General features: G+C 37.8%; 23 protein-coding genes and 1 riboswitch. Of the genes, 3 read left to right on the top strand and 20 right to left on the bottom strand.

Annotated features, from left to right (window positions below):
• Positions 1–9 precede the first annotated feature (9 nt).
• The 3 genes from lepA to gpr form a co-directional block, all read right to left on the bottom strand.
• A complete protein-coding gene (gene lepA, locus M3196_RS03690; RefSeq protein WP_251320890.1) occupies positions 10–1,845 on the bottom strand; it encodes a translation elongation factor 4 in 1,836 nt (611 codons plus the stop codon).
• Positions 1,846–2,009: 164 nt separating this feature from the next.
• On the bottom strand, positions 2,010–2,348 hold the full coding sequence (locus tag M3196_RS03695) for a DUF3679 domain-containing protein (RefSeq protein WP_251320891.1): 339 nt from the start codon (positions 2,346–2,348) through the stop codon (positions 2,010–2,012).
• A 73-nt stretch (positions 2,349–2,421) separates the two neighbouring features.
• Positions 2,422–3,531: a GPR endopeptidase gene (gene gpr / locus M3196_RS03700; protein ID WP_251320892.1), complete on the bottom strand. Its 1,110-nt coding sequence runs from the start codon at positions 3,529–3,531 to the stop codon at positions 2,422–2,424.
• Positions 3,532–3,702: 171 nt separating this feature from the next.
• Between gpr and rpsT the strand changes: the two genes are divergently transcribed.
• Positions 3,703–3,969, top strand: a complete 267-nt coding sequence (gene rpsT, locus M3196_RS03705) for a 30S ribosomal protein S20 (RefSeq protein WP_066237684.1) — start codon at positions 3,703–3,705, stop codon at positions 3,967–3,969.
• A 159-nt stretch (positions 3,970–4,128) separates the two neighbouring features.
• Here the strand turns inward: rpsT and holA are convergent, their stop codons facing one another.
• Positions 4,129–5,169, bottom strand: coding sequence for a DNA polymerase III subunit delta (gene holA, locus M3196_RS03710; protein ID WP_251320893.1), 1,041 nt, complete (start codon positions 5,167–5,169; stop codon positions 4,129–4,131).
• A gap of 279 nt (positions 5,170–5,448) precedes the next feature.
• On the opposite strand from holA, the gene M3196_RS03715 reads away from it, so the two are divergent.
• Complete coding sequence (locus M3196_RS03715; RefSeq protein WP_077359116.1) at positions 5,449–5,580, top strand: YqzM family protein; 132 nt, start codon at positions 5,449–5,451, stop codon at positions 5,578–5,580.
• 39 nt (positions 5,581–5,619) lie between these two features.
• On the opposite strand, the gene M3196_RS03720 is transcribed toward M3196_RS03715, so the two are convergent.
• The 3 genes from M3196_RS03720 to M3196_RS03730 form a co-directional block, all read right to left on the bottom strand.
• Positions 5,620–7,908, bottom strand: a complete 2,289-nt coding sequence (locus M3196_RS03720; RefSeq protein ID WP_251320894.1) for a DNA internalization-related competence protein ComEC/Rec2 — start codon at positions 7,906–7,908, stop codon at positions 5,620–5,622.
• A 2-nt stretch (positions 7,909–7,910) separates the two neighbouring features.
• Entirely contained in the window at positions 7,911–8,366 is a 456-nt protein-coding gene (locus tag M3196_RS03725; RefSeq protein ID WP_251320895.1) for a ComE operon protein 2, read from the bottom strand.
• A gap of 67 nt (positions 8,367–8,433) precedes the next feature.
• A complete protein-coding gene (locus M3196_RS03730; RefSeq protein ID WP_251320896.1) occupies positions 8,434–9,051 on the bottom strand; it encodes a ComEA family DNA-binding protein in 618 nt (205 codons plus the stop codon).
• Positions 9,052–9,150: 99 nt separating this feature from the next.
• Here M3196_RS03730 and comER point away from each other — a divergent pair, with 99 nt between their 5' ends.
• Positions 9,151–9,987 carry a late competence protein ComER gene (comER, locus tag M3196_RS03735; RefSeq protein WP_251320897.1) on the top strand — a complete coding sequence of 279 codons (837 nt, stop codon included), beginning with the start codon at positions 9,151–9,153 and terminating at the stop codon, positions 9,985–9,987.
• A 59-nt stretch (positions 9,988–10,046) separates the two neighbouring features.
• On the opposite strand, the gene M3196_RS03740 is transcribed toward comER, so the two are convergent.
• The 13 genes from M3196_RS03740 to M3196_RS03800 form a co-directional block, all read right to left on the bottom strand.
• Positions 10,047–11,096, bottom strand: coding sequence for a ribonucleotide-diphosphate reductase subunit beta (locus M3196_RS03740; protein WP_251320898.1), 1,050 nt, complete (start codon positions 11,094–11,096; stop codon positions 10,047–10,049).
• On the bottom strand, positions 11,086–13,311 hold the full coding sequence (locus tag M3196_RS03745) for a ribonucleoside-diphosphate reductase subunit alpha (RefSeq protein ID WP_425310973.1): 2,226 nt from the start codon (positions 13,309–13,311) through the stop codon (positions 11,086–11,088). The genes M3196_RS03740 and M3196_RS03745 overlap by 11 nt, the downstream gene beginning before the upstream one ends.
• Before the next feature lie 124 nt (positions 13,312–13,435).
• Positions 13,436–13,638, bottom strand: a riboswitch (cobalamin riboswitch).
• Between the two features lie 69 nt (positions 13,639–13,707).
• Positions 13,708–14,493 (bottom strand): 3-hydroxybutyrate dehydrogenase, encoded by a 786-nt coding sequence (locus tag M3196_RS03750; RefSeq protein ID WP_251320899.1) that lies wholly within the window; start codon positions 14,491–14,493, stop codon positions 13,708–13,710.
• Positions 14,494–14,521: 28 nt separating this feature from the next.
• Positions 14,522–15,916, bottom strand: a complete 1,395-nt coding sequence (locus M3196_RS03755) for a GntP family permease (protein WP_251320900.1) — start codon at positions 15,914–15,916, stop codon at positions 14,522–14,524.
• 340 nt (positions 15,917–16,256) lie between these two features.
• The gene (locus tag M3196_RS03760; RefSeq protein ID WP_251320901.1) at positions 16,257–17,624 is read right to left on the bottom strand and encodes a sigma-54 interaction domain-containing protein; all 1,368 of its coding nucleotides are present in this window, start codon (positions 17,622–17,624) and stop codon (positions 16,257–16,259) included.
• 110 nt (positions 17,625–17,734) lie between these two features.
• A complete protein-coding gene (locus tag M3196_RS03765; RefSeq protein WP_251320902.1) occupies positions 17,735–18,475 on the bottom strand; it encodes a class I SAM-dependent DNA methyltransferase in 741 nt (246 codons plus the stop codon).
• Positions 18,475–18,843, bottom strand: coding sequence for a ribosome silencing factor (gene rsfS, locus M3196_RS03770; RefSeq protein ID WP_251320903.1), 369 nt, complete (start codon positions 18,841–18,843; stop codon positions 18,475–18,477). The genes M3196_RS03765 and rsfS overlap by 1 nt, the downstream gene beginning before the upstream one ends.
• Before the next feature lie 14 nt (positions 18,844–18,857).
• Positions 18,858–19,430 (bottom strand): bis(5'-nucleosyl)-tetraphosphatase (symmetrical) YqeK, encoded by a 573-nt coding sequence (yqeK, locus tag M3196_RS03775; protein WP_251320904.1) that lies wholly within the window; start codon positions 19,428–19,430, stop codon positions 18,858–18,860.
• Positions 19,408–20,001, bottom strand: a complete 594-nt coding sequence (locus tag M3196_RS03780; protein WP_251320905.1) for a nicotinate-nucleotide adenylyltransferase — start codon at positions 19,999–20,001, stop codon at positions 19,408–19,410. Before M3196_RS03780 ends, yqeK begins: the two co-directional genes overlap by 23 nt.
• A 12-nt stretch (positions 20,002–20,013) precedes the next feature.
• A complete protein-coding gene (gene yhbY, locus M3196_RS03785; protein ID WP_251320906.1) occupies positions 20,014–20,304 on the bottom strand; it encodes a ribosome assembly RNA-binding protein YhbY in 291 nt (96 codons plus the stop codon).
• Between the two features lie 2 nt (positions 20,305–20,306).
• On the bottom strand, positions 20,307–21,143 hold the full coding sequence (gene aroE, locus M3196_RS03790; RefSeq protein ID WP_251320907.1) for a shikimate dehydrogenase: 837 nt from the start codon (positions 21,141–21,143) through the stop codon (positions 20,307–20,309).
• 14 nt (positions 21,144–21,157) lie between these two features.
• Entirely contained in the window at positions 21,158–22,261 is a 1,104-nt protein-coding gene (gene yqeH / locus M3196_RS03795; protein WP_251321720.1) for a ribosome biogenesis GTPase YqeH, read from the bottom strand.
• Positions 22,258–22,773, bottom strand: a complete 516-nt coding sequence (locus tag M3196_RS03800; RefSeq protein ID WP_251320908.1) for a YqeG family HAD IIIA-type phosphatase — start codon at positions 22,771–22,773, stop codon at positions 22,258–22,260. The genes yqeH and M3196_RS03800 overlap by 4 nt, the downstream gene beginning before the upstream one ends.
• Positions 22,774–22,913: the final 140 nt, after the last annotated feature.

The raw sequence follows: 22,913 nt of genomic DNA on the forward strand, positions 1-22,913 counted from the left end.
ACTGCATTTCTATTTGTTATTATTCGTATCATCCATACGAAGAACTGCCATGAACGCTTCTTGCGGAACATCTACACGGCCGATCGTCTTCATACGTTTCTTACCTTCTTTTTGCTTATCTAACAACTTACGTTTTCGCGAAATATCTCCGCCATAACATTTTGCCAGAACGTTTTTCCTTAACGCTTTAATGTTTGAACGGGCAACGATCTTTTGACCGATCGCTGCTTGAATAGGTACTTCAAACTGCTGGCGCGGAATCAGTTCTTTTAATTTTTCTACAACTACTTTTCCACGTTCATAAGCAAAGTCTTTATGAACAATTACAGATAAAGCATCGATCTTCTCAGCATTTAGAAGTATTTCCATCTTAACCAGTTTTGAAGGCTTATAACCAATCAATTCATAGTCAAGTGATGCATACCCTTTTGTGCTTGACTTTAACTGATCGAAGAAATCATAAACGATTTCTGAAAGTGGGATCTCATATAGTACGTTAACACGGTTATTCTCAAGGTAATCCATTGTAAGGAAAATCCCGCGCTTCTTTTGGCAGATTTCCATAATCGCGCCTACATAATCGTTCGGTGTCATAATCGAAGCTTTTACATACGGCTCTTCTACAACACTGATCTTTTGTGCTTCGGGCATGTTAGCTGGATTATCAACAACAATCTTTTCTCCGTCAGTCATTGTAACATTATAGATAACACTTGGTGCTGTGGCGATAAGATCGATGTTAAACTCACGCTCGATACGTTCCTGGATAATCTCCATATGAAGAAGTCCAAGGAATCCGCAGCGGAAACCAAATCCTAAGGCCTGAGACGTTTCAGGCTCATATTGAAGAGCTGAATCATTTAAGACAAGTCTCTCTAATGCTTCTCGTAAATCATTGTATTTAGCGGTATCTACCGGGTAAAGACCGCAATATACCATCGGATTCATTTTTCTATAGCCAGGAAGCGGTTGTGATGCTCCTTTTACGGCATTAGTGATCGTATCACCTACTTGAGTGTCTCCGACGTTTTTGATCGAAGCAGTTAAATATCCAACGTCTCCAACTGTTAAAAAGTCTTTCTGTACTGCTTTAGGAGTGAATACTCCAAGTTCAAGTACTTCAAATTCTTTTCCAGTTGCCATCATTTTTATTTTATCACCGATTTTCACTGTTCCTTCAGCAATACGGATATAAGTTACTACCCCTCTGTAAGGATCATATAAGGAATCAAAAATCAACGCTTTAAGAGGTCCCTCTGGATCGCCTTTTGGAGCGGGAACCTTTTCAACAATTTGTTCCAGAATATCTTGAATGCCGATCCCGGCTTTTGCTGAAGCAAGGACTGCTTCAGAGGCATCAAGACCGATTACATCCTCAATTTCCTGCCGTACACGTTCAGGCTCTGCACTAGGCAAATCGATTTTATTGATAACCGGTAAGATCTCAAGGTCATTCTCTAAAGCTAAGTAAACGTTAGCTAATGTTTGGGCTTCAATACCCTGAGCAGCATCTACAATTAATAAAGCTCCCTCACAAGCAGCCAAGCTTCTGGAAACTTCATATGTAAAATCTACATGTCCAGGTGTATCAATAAGGTGGAAGATATAAGTCTCTCCATCTTTTGCTTTATATTGAAGCTGTACAGCATTTAATTTAATCGTGATTCCACGTTCACGTTCCAGATCCATTGAATCAAGCAGCTGTTCTTTCATTTCACGCTGAGTTAGCGCACTCGTCTCTTCTAAAATACGGTCTGCTAAAGTTGATTTTCCATGATCGATATGCGCAATAATGGAAAAGTTCCGTATTCTGGATCGTCTTTTTAATTTTTCTTCTCTGTTCATTTTACGTTCACTCCTACAATTTTAGGAAAAGTCACTAGCTTTGATTATAGCAATACAAGAAACCTCTTTCAATCACAACCTGTAAAAATAGGAATTTGCAGATATAATTTCATTTGTCCGGTTAACAAAAAAAGAACCTTAAAGGACCTGCCCCTTTAAGGTTCTTATGGAGAAAATACATCGAGCATCTCTTGTATGATGATACCTAGCACAGAGATCATGACACTGAACGCTGCTGATATCCAAGAAGTAAGCTTTTGGCCAAGTGCAGAAAACACGTTGAACGAATCAATCTTCTTTAATGTTTCTTGTTTTGCATTTATATCATGACTTGACACTTTATTTTCACCATTATTATTTAGACTGTTTATAGTTTCTACAGCCTCTTTATTGGATGTTCCTTTAAGTTCATTCATTTCAAAATGTGCTTTTTGTATTCCAAATAAAACGCCAAACAACAGCAAGGCTATAAGTCCTAAACACTTTAACATAAATTTCGCCATTCATTTTCCTCCTTATTTACGAGGATGTACGATTTAAATTTATGCAGCAGCTTGTCCAAACATGACTATTTCTTTAGTGAGTATAAGAAGATGTATTGTCTTGATTTATTTGTCCGTGCAAAGCGGTGTTTAATCCATTTGCCAAAACATTAGCCATATCTTCAATAAATACATCCACTTCTTTTGGTGTAACCATAAGATTATGTCCGATAGGGGCCAAAACTTCACGGATCAACCGCAGCTTTTCGTCTTCCTCCAACACCCCTACAATACCTAAAAAAGATTTTCGATGTTCTTCTTTCGGCATATCTTCATCCGTTAAGACTTTCTTTTCTCCAAATGTCATTCCAGCTGGAAGGAGTGATTTTGACGGCTTATCTTTTTCGAGCATCTCGCGCCCAAAGTGTTTTAAGATAAAATCGATTGTATCGCTGGTGATCGTAGCCGCATCAACAACTGTTGGAATACCAATTGAGATTACGGGAATACCCAGTGTTTCCTTACTTAGCTCTTTGCGTTTATTCCCAACCCCTGAACCTGGATGAATTCCTGTATTGGAAACTTGAATGGTTGCATTGACTCTTTCAATGGAGCGTGAAGCTAAAGCATCGATTGCGATTACAAAGTCGGGATTTACCCTCTTTACAATTCCATCGATAATATCACTTGTTTCAATGCCGGTAATCCCCATTACTCCCGGTGAAATAGCGCATACAGGCCGAAACCCTTCCTCTACATTCTCCGGCGCTAATTCAAATAGATGCTTTGTAATCGTTAAATTTTCTACTACAAGCGGGCCAAGTGAATCCGGTGTAACATTCCAGTTTCCCAGACCAACTACTAAACATGTATCATCCTGTTTAACACCTTGTTCTGTTAAAAATTGATGAAAGTCTCTTGCAAAAACTTCTTGAACCCTCTCTTGCAGCTTTGAGTCTTTTTCTCGAATTCCCTGCACTTCAAACGTTAAGTATAAACCTGCTTTTTTACCGGTAGTTTCGGCACCTTTTTCATCGATTTCTACCCTAACACACTTAATCCCATCCTTGTCTGTTTCATTTATAATGACACCTTCAAGCGTGCTTTTGTTAACAACTTCATCTTCCTTTAAGAGCATATCGTGTGCTTCAATAGCCAAATCAGTACGAACTGAATAAGCCTGAAGGTCTAAATTTTTACCCATAATCTGCCACCGTCCTTTATCAAGTATTTTTGCCGCAACTGTTCCTTTTCATTCTTGTATTGCATTTAAATCACGATTTTGATAGAATACTTTGTGTCCTATTTTTTGCAACGGATAGCAATTATGTAAGCAATTTTGTTGCATCATGGTTCATTTAGGGAGGTGAATGGATTGGCTAATATTAAATCAGCGATTAAACGTGTAAAAACAAACGAAAAGCGTCGTGCTCACAACGCTTCACTAAAGTCTGGCATGCGTACTGCGATCAAAAACTTTGAAGTACTAGCAGCTTCAAACAATGCAGAAGGTGCTCAAGCGGCATTTGTTACTGCTTCTAAGAAGATTGACAAAGCAGCAAACAAAGGACTTATCCACAAAAATGCAGCTTCTCGCCAAAAGTCTCGTCTAGCGAAGGCTTTAAACGGTGTTAACGCATAAATAAAAGGATGAAACCTGAAAAACGGCCTTACACCAATAGGTCGTTTTTTTATTTTCACCTATTCAGCTGCAGCAATTCCTTATTTTTACATATTTTCTGAATTTAGGATTGATTTTTGACTTTTCCTCCTTATTCTAACTGTCAACAAAAAACCAGCTCTATGAGCTGGTTTTTTGCGTCTGCGACAGCTTTATGATTTCCATTTCTACCAGTAATGTTTTCTCCATTTGGCCTGTTTTCATCTTATAATCTGTTTCTGCAAATTCGTTAAGACAGTGCCTTAAAAACGTTTCGTCAAATTGGCTGGCGTGTTTTGCTGCAAGCTTTACTGCATATGGATGAAGTTTAAGGATAGAAGAAATTTGCTTTTCTCCATATCCCTTCTTATGCAGCTCCTTTACTCCGTTAATCATTCGGAACTGCCGAGTGATAAGAGCATGAATTTGAATAGGTTCCTGATTTTGTTTCATCAGATCATAAAAACTTCTTAAAGCTTGTTCAGTCCGCTTATGAACGACATGATCTACGAGACCGAAAACATCGTCCTCCAGCGTCCTCGCTACTAATTCATCTACCGTTTCTTTTGTTATCGTTCCATTTTTCCCGACAAACAACGCCATCTTTTCGATCTCTTTTGCCAGAACAGCCATTTTTGTCCCTAATCTGGAAAGCAGGAGCTCTATTGCCTCCTTTTCAAGAGAAACATTTAAAGTTTCAGCTTCCTTCACAAGCCACTTTTCAGCTGTTTCATTGCTTAACTGGGAAACCTGAATAATCTCTGCCTGTGATTTTATTTGTTTAACAATCTTTTTGCGTTCATCAAGCTTTTCATACGGCACAACAATTACAAGTGTTGTATATTCAGCTGGATTCTGTATGTAATTTTCAAAAACCTTTAGATCGTGTTCTATTTTCGCCTTATCTTTAGCAGCAGTAAGAAAAACGGCGTTCTTCATTACAACAATCCGCCGATCGCCTAAGAATGGCATGGTTTCTGCATCTTCCATAACTTCCTGTACGGAAATCTCATCCAGGTTATGTATACTTAGATTAAAGTCTCTTTCATCAGGAGCCAGTAGAGAAGAAATCGTTCGAACGGCTTTTTCAGCTAAATAAAGTTCAGTCCCCCATATTAAATAGATAGGCGAAGTCTGTTTATTTTTTATATGTTTCTTTAAAGCATCAACTGTAAGCACCATTTTCACCCCTCTTTAATCCTATGGTGAACAGAAGTCTTTTGCAAGCAAAAGAAGGAACAGAGCAATGTCTGTTCCTTCATTTATGATAAACACTAACACATGAACCATATTGTTCACGAGTTAGCTTTAATTAGGATATCCTATGCTAAAAATTTTTATTGGTGACAACGTATAGCAACTCTGGTAAGTTTTTGCTAAAAGGGGTGAGAGAAAGCATTTTCAGTATGGATTTTTTGAAAATGATAACGTATACTAAGGATGGATTAGGAGGGTTGTCACATGAACCATTTCGAAAAAGATGTACAGAGCAAGCGTAACGACCTTATTGATTCCGGAGTTGGCTTTGTTGTATCATTTGGATTCTTTACCGTTATTTTTGCCATCGGAGTCATTCTTAAAGCTATTGCATAATACATAAAAAAGTGCCGGATATTCATATCCGGTTCTTTTTTATTGAACAGTATCTGCATGAATGCTACGTTTACTTACCACAAAGCGTATGTCACCATTTTTATCCGTACGGTATATGATGATTCCCTTACTTTTCAACCTATTGATTACATCCATATCAGGATGACCATATCTATTATTTTTCCCGGATGAGATAACAGCATATTCTAGTGCACTCTCTTTTAAAAACTTTTCTGTTGTAGAGGTTTTACTACCATGATGAGCCACTTTTAACACATCTGCTTCTAGCCGGGAATAATTGTTCATGATCTCGGTTTCCGTCTCTTTTTCGATGTCTCCTGTAAACAAAAAAGAAGTCTGATAGAGCTTCGCCCAAAGTACGATAGACCCATTATTAGAAGTGGAATTCTTTTGTCCTGGATGCATGATTAAAAAATGTGTATGTTCAGATCCCCACTGCATTCCTTTACTCAGGAGGTTTATATTTATTCCTAAATGCTTTGCAGATTTTATTATTTCTTTTTCCAGCTGATTGTGATTAATGCTTTTTGGCAAGTAAACATTTTTTACAGGAATGTGATTCATTAAATAATCTGCTCCACCGGCATGGTCCATATCACCATGGGTTAAGATCAGCCCATCGATTTTTCTGATACCTCTCCCTTTTAAATACGGAAGTACAACTTTTTTCGTTACATCGTATTCTTCATCAGGTTTTTCCCATTCTTCTTTTTCAAAAGCTACAGATCCTCCAGTATCTATTAGATAAACTGCTTCACGATTTGGCAGTTCAATTAAAATGCTGTCTCCTTGCCCCACATTAATAAACGAAACAGACGCCTTTTGATTCATAAATGGCATAACCGAATGCATCGCCATAATAACAAAAAATGGCAAAGTATACTTGGGATGGAAACGTCTTTTATTTTCCCATCTAAAAAACCAGTATAGGATTGCAAAAAAATAGAGGAACAACAGCCACCATGCTGGACGGCCTAGAAGTAATGTACCATTAAAGGTCTGGGTAAATTCCAACAGAGACGCAGATCCTTCAAACAGAAATTGGACAGGTAACTTAAATAAAAAAACAGCCTTTGGAAATAGAAGAACACAAAAGAACATTAAAAAAGAAACGGGAAATAGAACGAGAGACACAAATGGAATATAGATTATATTTAATGGAACCGACCAAAGAGAAAACTCATAAAAATGATAAATGATAATAGGAAACGAAAATAGAGAGCAGATTGAAGCGGTAATAATAAGTAATTCCAGATTTGATCTGGATCCAAGTAATGAAATAGATGTTATGAGAACGAAGGTCATTAAGAATGAAAGCTGAAAGCCCAGGTCAAATATTGATAGAGGATTCCAAATAAGCATTAAAATACATACAGCCGACAGCAGAATAGCAGGATTTAATTTTTTTTGAAAAACAATAAAACACAGGACAAGCATCCCCATTATTCCAGCACGGACTATAGAGCTTTCTCCCCCCGTAATTACGATGTACAGAGGCAGAAAAATAACGATTAATACATATGACAGTTCCTTTATAATCCCTGCCCTTACAAAAAATAAATATAAAAAATAGGAAACGATACCCACATTAAATCCAGAAACAGCCAACAGATGTGTCAAACCCAATTTTTGATAAGCTTCGAGTGTCTGAGGTTCGATTTTCTCTCTATACCCAAATATCAGAGCATTCATCAGGCCTGCTGTATTGGCTGAAAAATGATTTTCAATTTGTTTAATCCTTTTACTTCTCCATAATTTGATGTATGAAGACGGGGTAGTTCGAGTTGAACTGATACAGCTGCTTTCATCGAATTTAAAAGGTTCAAGAACCCAGTAAATTTTTTTGTTATGTAAATATTCAAGATAGTTCATTCCGTAAAAATGAGAGTGTGGTTCAGGCTTTTTCAGTATCCCATTCAGTTGGCACTTCATACTGATATCAATTTTTTCGAGTGCGTGTTTTTCAGCTTCTGATTTCATTTTATAACGAACAACGATCGTTTCTTCGAAAGTCTTATACTGAAAATTTATCATTTTGCCATTAATCTTTGGAATGGTTTCAACAGTGCCGTGAAAGGAAGTTTTTTGGAGAGGTATTAAAGATTTATTGTTCAATTCGTACCAATGGGAATAAAAAAAGAAGAGAGGCAACATTATGAGTACGAGGAATGCTTTACTATTTAATTGAAAAATGATGACGATAACCAGGAAAGCTATGAATACCGTCCCAGTTACCGAAAATTTCTCAGAAAGCCATATACCTGTTATCGCTGAAAGAGCACAAAGAACAGCCAGCCTCGGGTTCATATCTAGCTAGGAACAAAAGCTGAAGGCGGTAATTTCATCTCTACCTTCTCTACGGTTACTCCGGCTTCTTTAAATTGCTCAATACTATAAGGGTGATTTTTATAATCCTCACCGTAATAAATTTTCTTAATACCACTTTGTATGATGGATCTGCAGCAATGCAGACATGGAAAATGTGTCACATACATTTCTGCACCGTCTGTCGGCACACCAAACTTAGCACATTGTAGGAGAGCATTCATTTCGGCATGAATAGTTCTGACACAATGTCCTTCTATTACGTAACATCCCTCATCTATACAATGTACTCCCCCAGAAATTGAACCGTTGTAGCCTCCTGCAATTATCCGTTTATCTCTTACAATTGTTGCGCCAACTGCTAAACGGGTACATGTGCTGCGCAAGGCAAGCAGCTGGCTTTGTGCCATAAAATATTCATTCCAGGAAATGCGTTTCAAATCTATCGCCTCCTTATTCTATATTTTATAGTGTAGACTCACTAAAAAAGAGGGTCAATAAAAACTGCTAACGAAATTCTATTTTATCCTTCCAATCCTCAATTGTTTTTTCGCCAATTCCACGTACTTCCAAAAGCTGTTCGATAGAGGTAAATGGACCATTTTCTTCACGATATAGTATGATACTTTGGGCTTTAGACGGTCCAACACCGCTTAACGTCTGCAGTTCAGATACATCTGCAGAATTAATATTTAATTTATTATCATTTTCATTCTCTACGCTTTGAACGAGAGGATTAATTTGTTCGCCTTTGGCTGCAACGTATATGATCATTTCATCCTCAATTTTCTGAGCCTGGTTTACAGATCTTACTTCAGCCGAATCTAAGAAACCACCAGCTCTTTGTATCGCATGAATAACCCGGTCACCGCTCTTCATTTTATAAACTCCAGGATTTTTCACGCTGCCTTGAACATCAATCATAATGAGCTCTGCAGGACTCAAATCTTTCTGCTTTTCTTCGGAATCTGGGGTTACCTGTTCTTTGACTAATGGCATTTTTGGAGGCATTACGGATGTATTGGAATCATTTTTTAAACTCATGTAAAGAATCACTCCGGCAGTAATCAACACAAGTAAACCTGCTCCTAACAGCCAATGAATATGGCGTTTTAATAGCTCCATTTAATGCTCGCTCCTTATTTTAAAAAGGTGAATTCTATCCTAAATCATAAACAATATATCTGGTGCATAGATTTTAAGGTAGAGGAAGGAGGTTAAGGTATGAAGATCGGAATTATCGGGACCGGAAATATGGGAAGCGTTCTAGTAGCTTCTTTCATCGAATCTTCAGCCATTTCCCCATCACGGTTAATGGTAACTAACCGTACCCTGTCCAAAGCGGAAAGGCTGCAGCATGCCTATCCAAAAATAAAGATAGGGAACACACCAGAAGAGGTATTTCGGTTCGCTGATATTGTTTTTATCTGCGTAAAACCCCATGAATTTTATTCGTTGTTGACAACTAATAAACACAATATTTCTAAACACCAATTAATTGTATCGATTACTAGTCCTATTTCGTGTAAACAGCTGGAAGACTTGCTCGATTGCAATATTGCAAGAGCTATACCGAGTATTAACAACCGGGCTTTGTCCGGGTCTTCGTTAATATCATTCGGCAGCCGTTGTCATCCTGACTACAGAGAAAAACTGCTTACTCTGATGTCATTCATCTCAACCCCACTTATTATCGATGAGAACATCACACGGATCTCTTCAGATATTGCAAGTTGTGGGCCTGCATTTATCGGGTATGTTTTGCAATGTTTTATAAACAGTGCTGTTGACCAGACAGATATTTCAAAAGCACAAGCAACTCAGCTTGCAAGTGACATGATTATTGGGATGGCTAAGTTGCTTGAGAAAGAAGTATATACTTTGCCAACACTTATACAAAAAGTATGTGTGAAAGGCGGTATCACAGGAGAAGGTATAAAAATTTTAAGCAGCGAAATCGATGAGGTATTTGATCATGTCATACAGCGTACCCATGAGAAATACCACGAAGAGTGCGAAAAGGTAAATAAGCAATTTGAAGTGAGAGAAGAACTGAAGTAGCTTATACGTGTCATTATAAAAGATATAAAAGAAAAAAGCCGGAATGATTTCCCGGCTTTTTATAATTCATCAAACCCATTTTCATCAGATACCTTAGTATATTGTCTCGATTTTTGTTCGAAAAAGTCACTTTTTCCTGAATTCACATCCGAATATGCTTTTATCCATGGAAGCGGATTTTTCTTATATTCTGGATACAATTTTTCGAATCCAAGTTCGTTCAACCTTTTATTCGCCATAAACTTGATATAGGCTTCCAAATCCGTTTCATTAATACCTTCAAATGAATCCCCGATTATATATTTGCTCCATTTGACTTCTAGTTCAGCAGCTTTTTTAAACGTTTCCTTTGCAAATCTATGAAGATCTTCGTTATTCAGCTCTGGGTTATCCTGAAGAACCGCCTTAAATATCTGACAGAATAAATAAACGTGCAGCTGCTCATCCCTGTTTATATAATTTATCATCGTAGAAGTGGAAACCATCTTTTGATTTCTCGCCAAGTTGTAAAAGAAACTGAATCCAGAATAAAAATTTAACCCTTCTAAAATCACATCATAAATAATGGATTTTAAGAAAGTCTCAGGAACAGGGTTATCTATAAACTCATCATACCCTTTAACAATAAAATCATTTCGTTCCCGCAGCACTTCATCCGTTTTCCAGTATTCAAATATTTCATCTTGTTTCTGTTTTGGGACAAGGGATGATAATACATATGAATATGATTGATTATGAACCACTTCCTGAAACGATAATGTGGCCATAAGCGCTGACAGGCTGGAATCTGTTAAATACGCAGAGACCCTGCTGGAATAATCGGTTTGAATACTATCCAGGAAAGCGAGAAGTCCAATAATTTTATTAAACGTATCCTGTTCCTTTTCAGTTAAATGGACATATTGTTTACTATCGCTGGACATGTTGATTTCAAAGGGAGTCCAAAAGTTCGCCAGCATATTTTTATATAATGGATACGCCCATGAAAACCTTACATCATCCCAATTCAAAACATTTGAACTGCGTCCATTAATAATGCCTGTAGAAGCATTCGGTGCACTTGCGTCGTAAATTTTTCTTTCCCTTAAAATAGGGTCTTTAACTTTCACAGCTATCACATCCTTCAAGTTCAATCGATGTAGATCTCGTATAATAGGTTGTTTTTAATCCTTTTTTAAAACTAAGCAAGTGAAGGTCCAGCAGTTCCTTCGCTTTAATATTATGAGTGACATATAAATTGAACGAGATTGATTGATCCACATGACGCTGTCTTGCTGCATTCTGGAGAATACTCCAGCTTTGATCGATGTAAAATGCAGATTTGTAATACCATGCTGTTTCTGCATTCAAATCTGGAGCAGTGACTGGAATCTTATAATTTTTCTTTTCTTCTGAATAAAATTTCTTAAATATCGGATCTACACTAGGTGTAGAGTTAGCGATGATAGACGTTGACGAATTCGGAGCAACAGCTATCAGATAGCCGTTCCGCATACCATGTCTTCGTACCCTTTGTCTTAAATGCTGCCATTCTTCAGCATCATACCCCCTTTTTGAAAAATATTCCCCAGAATGCCATTCTGAGCCTGAGAAAACAGGGTACTCTCCTTTTTCCTTCGCTAAATCACTGCTGGCACTTATTACGTAATAATTAATGATTTCATAGAGTTTATCCGCATAGCTGACCGCTTGTTCACTTTCCCATTTGATTCCCTCTTTGGCAAGCAGGTGATGCCAGCCAAACGTCCCTACGCCAATCGCTCTATATTTTTTATTCGTAATAACAGCCTGAGGAACATCTATAGAATTAAGGTCTATCACGTTATCTAGCATTCTTACCTGTATGTCAATAACCCTTTTTAAAACGTTATCTCCTACTACTTTTGCTAGTGAAAGGGAAGATAGGTTACATACTACAAAGTCTCCTGGTGTTTTGCGGATAATGATTTCTCCATCTTCCGTCTCTTCAGAGTGGACCGTCGTCGCGGACATATTCTGCATAATTTCTGTACAAAGATTTGAGGCATATATCATGCCTTTATGATTGTTTGGGTTCAAACGATTAACAGTATCTCGATAGAACATAAAAGGAGTGCCTGTTTCAAGCTGAGACCTCATGATCCTTTTCATGATTTCGATAGCTGGTACACATTTTTTTGATAGCCTCTCATCATTTAAGCAGTCTGCATATTTTTCTCTGAAACTTCCTTTTCCTCTAGTTTCATCATAGAAGTCTTCCAGCGAGTAACCTTTAACTTGACGCACCTCATGGGGATCAAATAAATACCAATCATCCCGATTCTCAACCATTTCCATAAATACATCCGGGATACAGATTCCTGTAAAGAGATCATGTGTCCTCATACGTTCGTCGCCATTATTTAATTTGGCATCTAAAAATTCAAGTATGTCTTTATGCCATACATCCAGATAAACTGCAATTGCTCCTTGTCTCTGACCAAGCTGATCTACTGACACTGCAGTATTGTTCAATTGCTTCATCCATGGGATGACACCTGAAGAATTTCCTTTAAACCCTTTTATATCAGAACCTCTGGAACGAATCTTTCCCAGGTATATGCCGAGTCCACCTCCGCCTTTAGAAACAGTTGCCGCATCCGTATTTGAGTCAAATATACCCCGAAGGCTGTCGTCAATCGTATCTATAAAACAAGAACTTAGCTGTCCATAGCTTTTTCCAGCATTCGCCAGGGTAGGAGTAGCAACGGTCATGTATTGATTTGAAAGTGCCCAATATGCCTCTTTTACCAGCCCCATTCGCTGTGAACGATCCTCATCTTTCATCAAGAACAAAGCGATAAGCATCCATCGTTCCTGCGGCAATTCATAGAGCTCTCCATTAAATCCTTTCGCTAAATAGCGGTCCGCAAGTGTTTTTAAGCCGATATATGTAAAAAGTTTATCCTTTTCAGGTTCAATGCATTTCTCAGCTTCTTTTAGTTCACTTTTGCTGTAAGAAGATAAGATTGCAGGATTATAAATTTTTAAATTTACTAACTGTTCAATCAGCCCATACAGGTTGCTATATGGGGGGGCATCGATATTTCCCCTGTTTCTTTGTACAGTTTCATAAAGCTCTCTTAAATAAATACGTGCGGCAATAAAAGTCCATTGAGGTTCCTCAGCGCTTAAACAATTTAAAGATTCCATGGCTAATAGCTTGTATAGTACAGAATGATCGTTGTTTTTCGCTTCTAATTCTTCAGCTTTCTTTAAAAATGTTTCTCCCTGAATTTCAGGAAAAGACATTAAACAACCTCTCAGCCATTCCCCGAGAGAAGAGCTTGTTAAAACATTTTCCATAACTGTTCCACTCCTTCATAAAAATAAAAACCCTCTTCCATCAGGAAAAGGGAATGAACGTATAGAAAACAACAAGACTTCTGCTTGAGTTATTTACCGTTCTTTCTCCCAATCCCCGAGGAAAAGAAAACAGGAGGTTCAGGCAGGTCTACTGGCTCTTGCATCATCCTACTTTGGGCCTTCCCATACAGCAGCCATTTTCATAGCCTGTCTGTACAGTGGCAATTCCATTTCGTCCACAATTACAGTTGCGGGGACAGCTTCGGTTTTTCACCGAATTCCCTTTTAAGCCGGAACAAAACCGGCACCTGAAATCTCCATATATAGGTTTGTATCATTAACTTTGACACTAAATATAGTGATTGTCAATAAAAAAGTATGAGATAAAGACTCCTCTTATTGTGCCACATATCCTCCATCAATGACAATAGCTTGACCCGTAACGCCTTTCGCTTTTTCACTTGAAAGAAATATTGTATAATCAGCAATTTCCTGTACATCTAATAATCTTTTTTGCGGAACCAGCGGATAGATTACTTCCTCCAGCACCTTTTCAAGCTCTACACTGCGTGTCTTTGCTAGGTCTTCCAACTGTCCTCTGACAAGCGGTGTATCCACATAACCTGGGCAGACCGCATTTACAGTTATGCCATGTTCTGCCCCTTCTAATGCCGCTACCTTCGTTAAGCCTATTACACCATGTTTGGCACTGTTATAAGCTGCTTTTCCTGCGAATCCGACAAGACCATTTATGGAAGCCATATTTATGATACGTCCAAATCCTTGCTTTTTCATAATCGGAAATACATGCTTAATTGCCATAAATGGAGCTGTAAGCATTACACTTATCAGCTGCTGAAATTTTTCAGTCGGGAATTCCTCAAGAGGTGATACATATTGTAAACCTGCGTTATTAATAAGCACATCTATTCTATCAAATTGTTGAATTGTTTCATAAAGAGATTTCTTCAGATCGTCCTCATTTGTTACATTGCAGCCTAAACCAAGAACTTCGAATCCTTTGTCCTTCAGTTCCTTAGCAGATTGTTTTGCTTTTTCACCGTTGAGGTCGCTGATTACAACTTTTGCTCCGTTTTCAGCAAAGTTTCTCGCTATTTCAAGACCGATACCACTCGCTGCTCCTGTAATAAAAACCACTTTATCTTGAACGAATGAGTCCACAGAAAACCACTCCTTAATTCAATGAATTCTATATTATTCCAAACATATAGTACAATCCGATAATGACAAATACAGCTGTTGTTTTAATAAGAGTCATAGCAAAAATATCGATGTAAGCTTGCTTATGCGTTAAGCCCGTCACTGCTAATAGTGTTATAACCGCACCGTTATGGGGAAGTGTATCCATACCTCCACTGGCCATTGAGGCAACACGATGTAGAACTTCGGTATCAATGCCAAGCTTGTTTGCTTGTTCGATGTATGTCTCACTCATAGTCGCAAGTGCAATACTCATCCCACCGGAGGCTGAACCCGTAATACCCGCTAAAGTAGTTGTTGTAACGGCTTCGTTTACCAATGGATCTTTAATCGTATTGGACATGGCGTTATTAACAGCTGCAAACCCAGGCAATGCAGCGATAACTCCCCCAAAGCCATATTCTGAAGCTGTATTTAATGTAGCCAGCAATGCTCCTCCAATGGATAAATTAATCCCTTTATTAAAATTGTTTTTAATTCTTTTAAATGAAAACAGCAATACGGTAATAATTCCAATAATCAATGCACCTTCAACTGCCCAGACAGCTGCAAGTGCTGGAATCTGAATCTCCGGTACATTCTTCATCCCAATTGCTGAAAAGTCAAATGTTTTCCCATAATATTTAGGGATCAGCACAGTAAACCACTTATTAAAAACTCCGACTAAGATAAGAGGCAATATTGCAATAAAAGCATTTGGAAGCTTCTCTGATTCCAATTTTTCAGGCTCGTTGCTATGCCCTGTTCCATAGCCTTCTCCTTTAGCTGCCGCCTGTCTGCGTCTCCATTCCAGATACACCATTCCAAGGATAAATACAAACAAACCGCCGATAAACCCTAACCAAGGGGCTGCCCAAGTTGTTGTTCCGAAAAAAGAGGTCGGAATAATATTTTGTATTTGCGGGCTGCCAGGAAAAGCGTCCATCGTAAACGTGAAAGCACCAAGTGCGATGGTCCCCGGAATAAGCCGTTTAGGGATATCAGCCAGCTTAAACAGTTCAGCAGCAAACGGATAAAGCGCAAAGGCAACTACAAATAGCGATACCCCACCGTAAGTAAGGATAGCTCCAACTAGCACAATTGCGAGCATTGCTCTGGATGGGCCGATCAGCTTAATAACAAAGTGTGTAATCGATTTTGCAAATCCAGACATCTCGACTACTTTACCAAAGATCGCACCTAATAAGAAAACCGGGAAATACAGCTTAATAAAACCAACCATTTTCTCCATAAATACACCAGAGAAAAAAGGAAGTACATGTCCAGGTTCAGTTAATAATACTGCAAACAATGCTGCGATTGGCGCAAACAAAATGACACTGAACCCTTTGTATGCAACAAACATCAGGAAAAATAAAGCCAATAAAATAATAATAATGTCCAATTTAATCCCCCATTCCTTTAAATCCGCTAAGATTTAAATTCATATTATCAATATCTACTAGGTAAAGCGCTTACATTTTTTTCGTGGCATCTCCTTTCTACTGAGTTACTCCCAACTATAATTAATGCAAGTTTTGTGCCAAATTCAGAATAAACAGTATTATTGAGTTTTCTTTTTATACTTTCCGCAATTCCGGAAAAACTAAACAGCCAGGGAGGGGATATTATATTTTTCATACCGTGACAGTTTTTTTAAGTATTCATATGCTTACTTTTATTTAACCAAATAAAGAATTCCGAAAAAACGGAACCGCTTTCCGCTTTTTCGGAATACTGAATAATTATCGTATTTGATATTTTTTAATTTTATCGTACAGATTTGTTTTTCCAATCCCAAGTGCATTCGCAACGGCTTTAATATCTCCGTTCATCTTTTCAAGATAAGCAGATATTACTTTTCTTTCTGTTTCCTGCACATAGTCCTTTAAAGATTTTTGAGTTTGTTGAATTCCAAGCTTTTCTTTTAAAAAATCAGGGAACGCATCTAGTGAAATCTCATCACTTTGTGTAAGCTGAATAGCAGCTTCCACAAAATTTTTAAGTTCTCTCGTATTGCCTGGCCAGGTATATTGTAAGAAAGCTTCTTTAACATCCTTATCAATCTTAATGATCCTCTTGCCTGTTTCTGCACAAATAGAAGCAATAAAACCTTCAGCTAATGTCCATATATCCTCTTTTCGCTCTCTTAAAGGAGGAATCCGTATCTGTAATACATTGATCCGGTAAAATAAATCTTCTCTAAACTTATTCTCATTGATCAGCTGCTCTAATGGACGATTTGTCGCTGCAATTACTCTAACGTTCACTTTTTGAGATTTAACTGCACCGACCGGCTCTATTTCTTTTTCTTGAAGAACACGCAGAAGTTTAATCTGCATGTTTTGCGGAAGATCTCCAATCTCATCTAAAAAAAGTGTGCCTCCATCCGCTAGCTGAAATTTGCCTGGTTTACCTCCTTTTTTGGCACCCGTAAAAGCACCTTCTGAATAGCCAAACAGCTCAGATTCAAATAAATGCTCGGGAACGGCTCCGCAATTAATTTTTATAAAGGGTTTTGCACTTCTCTCACTTAACTGATGTATGCTGTGCGCTAGCAATTCTTTGCCCGTACCGCTCTCACCCCTGATTAGTACTGATAAATCACCGCTGGCAATGTTTTTTACTCGTTCTTTAATTTTTTGAACTTCAACTGATGTTCCTACAAAATCATTAAGTGTATAAGTTGCTCCGTTGATTTCATGCCATTCTTTTTTATAAAAACTAAGTTCATGCAAAAGAGCCTTTATGTGCGAATTCATTTTTTTCCACTGTTCTGTATCTCGAAATATGACCGTTCCTACTGCCCCGATCACTTTGCCTTCATGAAGAATCGGGATTCGGTTTGCGATCATATAATTACCTCTTATAAATTGAAGGTCTGCAATCTCAACTTTACCTTGAAGGACCTCTTTATGCATTCTTGTGTTTTCAATAACGTCAGTTACATGTTTTCCAATCACTTCTTTAGGGTTTTCACCTAAAAACTCGCAATAAGTCTTGTTCATATATTGGACGATCCCCTGATGATCTACTACAACAATCCATTCGTAAGCGCTGTCAATAATCGTTTCTAATATATTGTGTTTGAGCAATGGGTCATTACTTAACATATAATCAGCCTCTATCCCTAAAAGTGCATTAGATTCATATTGTTATTGTATCGTACAATGAATAAATCTTCATATGAAAAAAGACAGCACTAGGCTGTCTAAAATGTTCTTTATTTCTTTTTAGCTGTAAATAAGATTCTTTCGTTTGTTTCTTCTGGTTCTTTATTTTCAAAATCTGCTGTAATACTTATAATTTCGAACCCGGATTCTCCAAGCCATCTTGAATATTCTTCTATAGCAAAAGTCCTCTGAATATGCAATTCATCATAACGTTCGTAAATATCTTTGTTCAGAATAAAAAAGGATAAATCATGCTCGACGCTGTTTTCCTGTTCACCTTGATAGCAATGCCAAATATATGAAAGCTCTTCATCATTACTTCCAAACGTACTTCCAATAAAAATATGATTAATTTTATGTAAGGAATGAACATCGAACAAAATTAACCCGCCTCGTTCGAGGTGATTCCATGCCGAAAGAAACGTCTTTTTCACATCTTCTTCCGTTAATATATAATTCAGCGAATCACAAAGTATTGTTACACAATCATAGATGCCTAGACCTTCTAATTCCCTCATGTCCTGCTGAAAAAGTGATAGTGATACCTTTTCAGTGTCCGCTTTTTCTTTTGCAACCATAAGCATATCTGAAGACAGGTCTACACCAGTAACATCGAAGCCTTCTTTGGCAAGAAGAATTGGCATTGAGCCTGTACCACAGCCAATATCCAATAAGCGTGCTGTATCAGGTTTATGAGCAGCAATTGAAGATTTTATGAAAGAAAGCCATTTTGTATATGGGGCGTCTTCCATTAAATGATCATAAAGATAAGCGAATTGCTTGTAACTCATTATAAATTTTCTTGGGCTGCCAAAATCGCATCAACATCTACAGAATTTGCATCACCCCATAATTTTTCTAAATTATAATAGCTTCGTTCATCGCGGTGAAACACATGAACGACAACATTTCCTAAATCGATCAAAACCCAGCGTGCGTGATCGAACCCTTCCATTCTGCGAAGCTGTATGTCGTTTTCTAATGCAACATCCTTTAATTCTTTTGCAATTGCTTGGACCTGTTTTTCAGAGTTACCATGGCAAATGACAAAATAATCTGCTACAAGAGAAATTCCTTCCATGTCTAAAACAGCAATGTTCTCAGCTCTTTTATCATCTGCTGTTTTTACAACTAATTCCATAAGATTTTTTACATTCATCCAATGCACTCCTCCTATTTATTCTTTTTTACTTCCTCGATCAAACCATTATAGGTCTCTAGCGTAAGCGGATAAATTTTTTGATTTTGCTTCATTAAAAACTGTATTGTATTTCGGACAGCCATTAAACAAGCTTCGTTTATATCCTTTTCAGCTGTATTCCTTACGTCATCAACCCCTGGGAATTGACGGTTCGGTTCAATATAGTCGGCTAAAAAAATGACCTTTTCTAAAATGGTCATATTACCATTACCCGTCGTATGATAATAAATCGCATTTAAAACTTCTTTATCCTGTATACCACATTCTTCTTTCACTAAATAGGCCCCTACAGGCGCATGCAGTACTTCATTACTATAAAGTAAAAGATCTCCTGGCAATCCTTCTCTGATAACAATTTGTCTCATCTCATCTTTTGGACGGAATTTTGCATAATCATGAAATATCGCAGCGATCTCAGCTTTTACAGGATCAGCACCATATTGATTTGCTAAAATCAAACTGGTTTCCAGCACCCCTAACGTGTGAATATAACGATGTTCCGTTAACTGTTTTTTTACGATGCTAAGAGCTTCTTTTTTTTCCATAAAGCTGATGCTCCTCAATGTATTTCCATACATCATCCGCTACAAAATAACGAATGTTTTCTCCTGCCTCATACCTGGAACGGATAAAGGTAGAAGATATAGCGATATAGGGTACTTCTACATGTTTTACCTTATACCTTTCCCAATGATGATCTACAGGGAATCCTTCACGTCCTACACCTGCAAATTGGACCAGTTTATTAAGCTGATCAATCTCGTGCCAGCTGCTTAAAGAATGAACCATATCTCCGCCCATAATAAAAGTAAAATTGGTTCCGGGATATCTTTGTTTTAAAAGACGGATTGTATCAATAGTATATGAAGGACCGCTTCTCTCAAACTCAAGTAAAGAAAGGGAAAACTGATTATTGTTGCCAATCGTATTTTTAACCATCTCAATTCGGTGTTCATCCAATACATCTTCAACCTTTTTCTTATGAGGGGGCTGGGACGCGGGCATCCACCATACTTCATCTAAGTTCAGCTGTTTTAATGCTTCCTGGGCAATAATTAAATGTCCGATATGCGGAGGGTTAAAAGTACCTCCAAAAAGCCCGATGTGTTTGTCCAAGGTATCCACTCCTTAAGGGAGTTCAATGCGTTTTTGATTGATGGATTCTTTATAAAGTACGATTGTACTTCCGATAACTTGCACCAGCTCAGCTTTAGAACCTTTTGATAATTCTGCTGCTACAGTTTCTTTATCCTCATCACAGTTTTGCAGAACACTTACTTTAATTAATTCTCTTGCCTCAAGTGCTTCTTCTACTTGTTTCACTAAATTTGAATTCACCCCGCCTTTTCCTACTTGAAAAATAGGCTGAATATGATGTGCTTTAGAACGCAAAAAGCGTTTTTGTTTTCCTGTTAACATAATTACCTCCTGAGTTGCTCAGTTACTGTTTTCTTCATTCTGTTTGTATCCGGAAAAACGCCCGTCCATTTTTCAAAAGCCATTGCGCCCTGCATAACGAGCATTGTTACGCCATTATCAATTACAGCGCCTTTATTTTTAGCAGTTTCAAGCCACTTCGTTTGAAGGGGGTTATAGACAATATCACAAACAACAGCATTATTTTTTAACTGATCTAATTGTAATGGCATTGTATCTATATACGGGTGCATTCCTGCATTTGTAGTATTTATTACTACATCAAACCTGTGCAGATTCTCTTCTGCCTCCCTTAATGACATCTTCTCAACATGATGATTGTTTATATTGTTTAAATCCTCTGCTAAGTGAGCCAGCCGCTCTTCTGAACGATTGGCTAAAGCAAGATGTTTGGGATGTTCTTTTAATAATGCATAAGCGATAGACCTTGCAGCTCCTCCAGCTCCAATCAAAAGTACATTCAGCTCGTTAAGCGGTTTGCTGATTTTTTCCTTTAAGCCTAATAAAAAACCTATCCCATCTGTGTTATACCCAGTTAATTTCCCATTTTTATTAACAATCGTGTTAACCGCTCCGATACGTTTTGCTTCCTGATCAATTTCATCTAATAAGGGTATGACAGCAACCTTATGCGGAATCGTAACGTTGCATCCTGTATAATCGCTTTCTCTAAGGGCATGTATAAAAGATTGCAACTGATCAGGCGCCACTCTCTTTTTACCATAAGATCCCGGTATGCCAGTTTGTTTAAAAGCCTCATTATGCATGGCCGGGGACAATGAATGTTCGATTGGGTCACCAATAACAAGTGATTTTATCATCTAAAAAACCCTCCTTAAATTAAGGATTTTCGAATTGTTACAGCCACACCCTCTGGGGCGTAAAATGCAACTTTCGCTCCTGCTTCAGGGAATGTAACCCATCCAAGACCTGAGATAACGATATCTGTTTTACTTTCTTTTATCATCCATTCATATCGTTTCATCTTAGGAAAGTTTGCAGTGTCTTCGGGAGGAGCAAGCATCTCTCCAAGATGTTTATTATATAGTTCATCTGCTTTTTCAGTCTTTGTCCGGTGGATATTTAAATGGTTCGAAAAATGACAGACAAAGGATTGTTTGCCGCCTTTTAAATAATCCATCCTTGCCAGGCCGCCAAAAAATAAAGTTTGCATTTCATTTAACTGAAATACCATTGGCTTAATCTCTTTTTTTGGCATTATTATATTCAACTCTTTTTTGGATACATAATGCGCCATTTGGTGATGATTAATGATTCCCGGTGTGTCATACAAATGACTTCTTCCATCTAGTGGAATATCGATTAAATCCAGCGTTGTTCCGGGAAACTGCGAAGTTGTAATAAAATCTGAAGTTTCCTCTCCAAACTGCTTTATCAGTCTGTTTATAAACGTAGATTTCCCTGTATTTGTACAGCCTACCACATAAACATCTTTTCCTTGACGGTAATGGTCAATGCTTTCAGCGAGCTCTTCAATCCCATACCCTTTTTCGGCAGAGATAAGCTGAACATCGACCGGTTTTAGCCCTAACTCTTTTGCTTCTTTCTTCATCCAATGAATAACTTTGTTAGGATTTACTGACTTCGGCAGCAGATCAAGCTTATTACCGACAAGTAAAATAGGATTATTCCCGGCATATCGGTGCAGGCCGGGCAGCCAGCTTCCGTTAAAATCGAAAATGTCTACTATTTTCACCACAAGGGCATCCTGATCCCCAATGCTGGAGACAATTTTACGATAATCGTCATCTGACAGACTCACATCATGTATTTCATTATAGTGTTTTAAACGAAAACAGCGCTGGCAAATAGGCAGCTCCTTCGTTAATGCCGAAGGAGGTGCATATCCGAGCGCTTCTTTTTCCTCTGTTTGTATGGAGATACCACAGCCCACACATCTGATTTGTTCCAAACTTATTCCTCCCAATGAATCATGCCTTTTCTTTTCATCCAAGACAATATTATACGTTCAATTTTCCGATTAAATCTTGTCCAAAATCCGTCACTGCTAGCTACAGGAACTACAAGAATTGTATGTAAACCTATTCTGTTTCCGCCAAGCACATCTGTCAGCAATTGATCGCCGATAACAACTACCTCTTCGTTTTTCAGCTTCATATCCTTTAATGCTCTTCTGAACGCCTTAGTCATAGGCTTTCTTGCACTATAAATAAATGGTATCCCAACAGGATCTGAAAAACTTTTCACTCTGTATTGAGTATTATTTGAAACAATCGTTATTAAAATGCCTTTTTCTTTAATAGAAGTAAACCATTTAATTAATTCCGGAGTTGCTTCTGGTCTATCCCATTCCACTAGCGTATTATCCAGATCTGTAATAATTCCTTTTACTCCGCGTTCAACTAACATTTCCGGTGTAATGTCCAATATATTTTGAACATGCTGATCCGGTAAAAAATGTTTTAACATTCTAGCACCTCTTCACATTTCCTAATGAACGTTTCTATTTTACCAGTAATGTAAGGAAGAACAAACGGTTTTTCAACTTAATTAGACAAAAGAATATGTTTTTCTCCATTGTTAAAAAAGTTTTCGACAAATTGTTCCCC

Source organism: Fictibacillus nanhaiensis, assembly GCF_023715445.1.
Taxonomy (GTDB): domain Bacteria; phylum Bacillota; class Bacilli; order Bacillales; family Fictibacillaceae; genus Fictibacillus; species Fictibacillus nanhaiensis_D.

Excerpts from the sequence above, each read along its gene's own strand:
- M3196_RS03760 (WP_251320901.1), bottom strand. The coding sequence starts at position 17,624 with ATGTTAAGTAATGACCCATTGCTCAAACACAATATATTAGAAACGATT.
- lepA (WP_251320890.1), bottom strand. The coding sequence starts at position 1,845 with ATGAACAGAGAAGAAAAATTAAAAAGACGATCCAGAATACGGAACTTT.
- rsfS (WP_251320903.1), bottom strand. The coding sequence starts at position 18,843 with ATGAATGTAAAAAATCTTATGGAATTAGTTGTAAAAACAGCAGATGAT.
- gpr (WP_251320892.1), bottom strand. The coding sequence starts at position 3,531 with ATGGGTAAAAATTTAGACCTTCAGGCTTATTCAGTTCGTACTGATTTG.
- M3196_RS03745 (WP_425310973.1), bottom strand. The coding sequence starts at position 13,311 with ATGGAAAATGTTTTAACAAGCTCTTCTCTCGGGGAATGGCTGAGAGGT.
- comER (WP_251320897.1), top strand. The coding sequence starts at position 9,151 with ATGAAGATCGGAATTATCGGGACCGGAAATATGGGAAGCGTTCTAGTA.
- M3196_RS03695 (WP_251320891.1), bottom strand. The coding sequence starts at position 2,348 with ATGGCGAAATTTATGTTAAAGTGTTTAGGACTTATAGCCTTGCTGTTG.
- yqeK (WP_251320904.1), bottom strand. The coding sequence starts at position 19,430 with ATGGAAAAAAAAGAAGCTCTTAGCATCGTAAAAAAACAGTTAACGGAA.
- M3196_RS03715 (WP_077359116.1), top strand. The coding sequence starts at position 5,449 with ATGAACCATTTCGAAAAAGATGTACAGAGCAAGCGTAACGACCTTATT.
- holA (WP_251320893.1), bottom strand. The coding sequence starts at position 5,169 with ATGGTGCTTACAGTTGATGCTTTAAAGAAACATATAAAAAATAAACAG.
- M3196_RS03720 (WP_251320894.1), bottom strand. The coding sequence starts at position 7,908 with ATGAACCCGAGGCTGGCTGTTCTTTGTGCTCTTTCAGCGATAACAGGT.
- M3196_RS03765 (WP_251320902.1), bottom strand. The coding sequence starts at position 18,475 with ATGAGTTACAAGCAATTCGCTTATCTTTATGATCATTTAATGGAAGAC.
- M3196_RS03730 (WP_251320896.1), bottom strand. The coding sequence starts at position 9,051 with ATGGAGCTATTAAAACGCCATATTCATTGGCTGTTAGGAGCAGGTTTA.
- yhbY (WP_251320906.1), bottom strand. The coding sequence starts at position 20,304 with ATGTTAACAGGAAAACAAAAACGCTTTTTGCGTTCTAAAGCACATCAT.
- aroE (WP_251320907.1), bottom strand. The coding sequence starts at position 21,143 with ATGATAAAATCACTTGTTATTGGTGACCCAATCGAACATTCATTGTCC.
- M3196_RS03800 (WP_251320908.1), bottom strand. The coding sequence starts at position 22,773 with ATGTTAAAACATTTTTTACCGGATCAGCATGTTCAAAATATATTGGAC.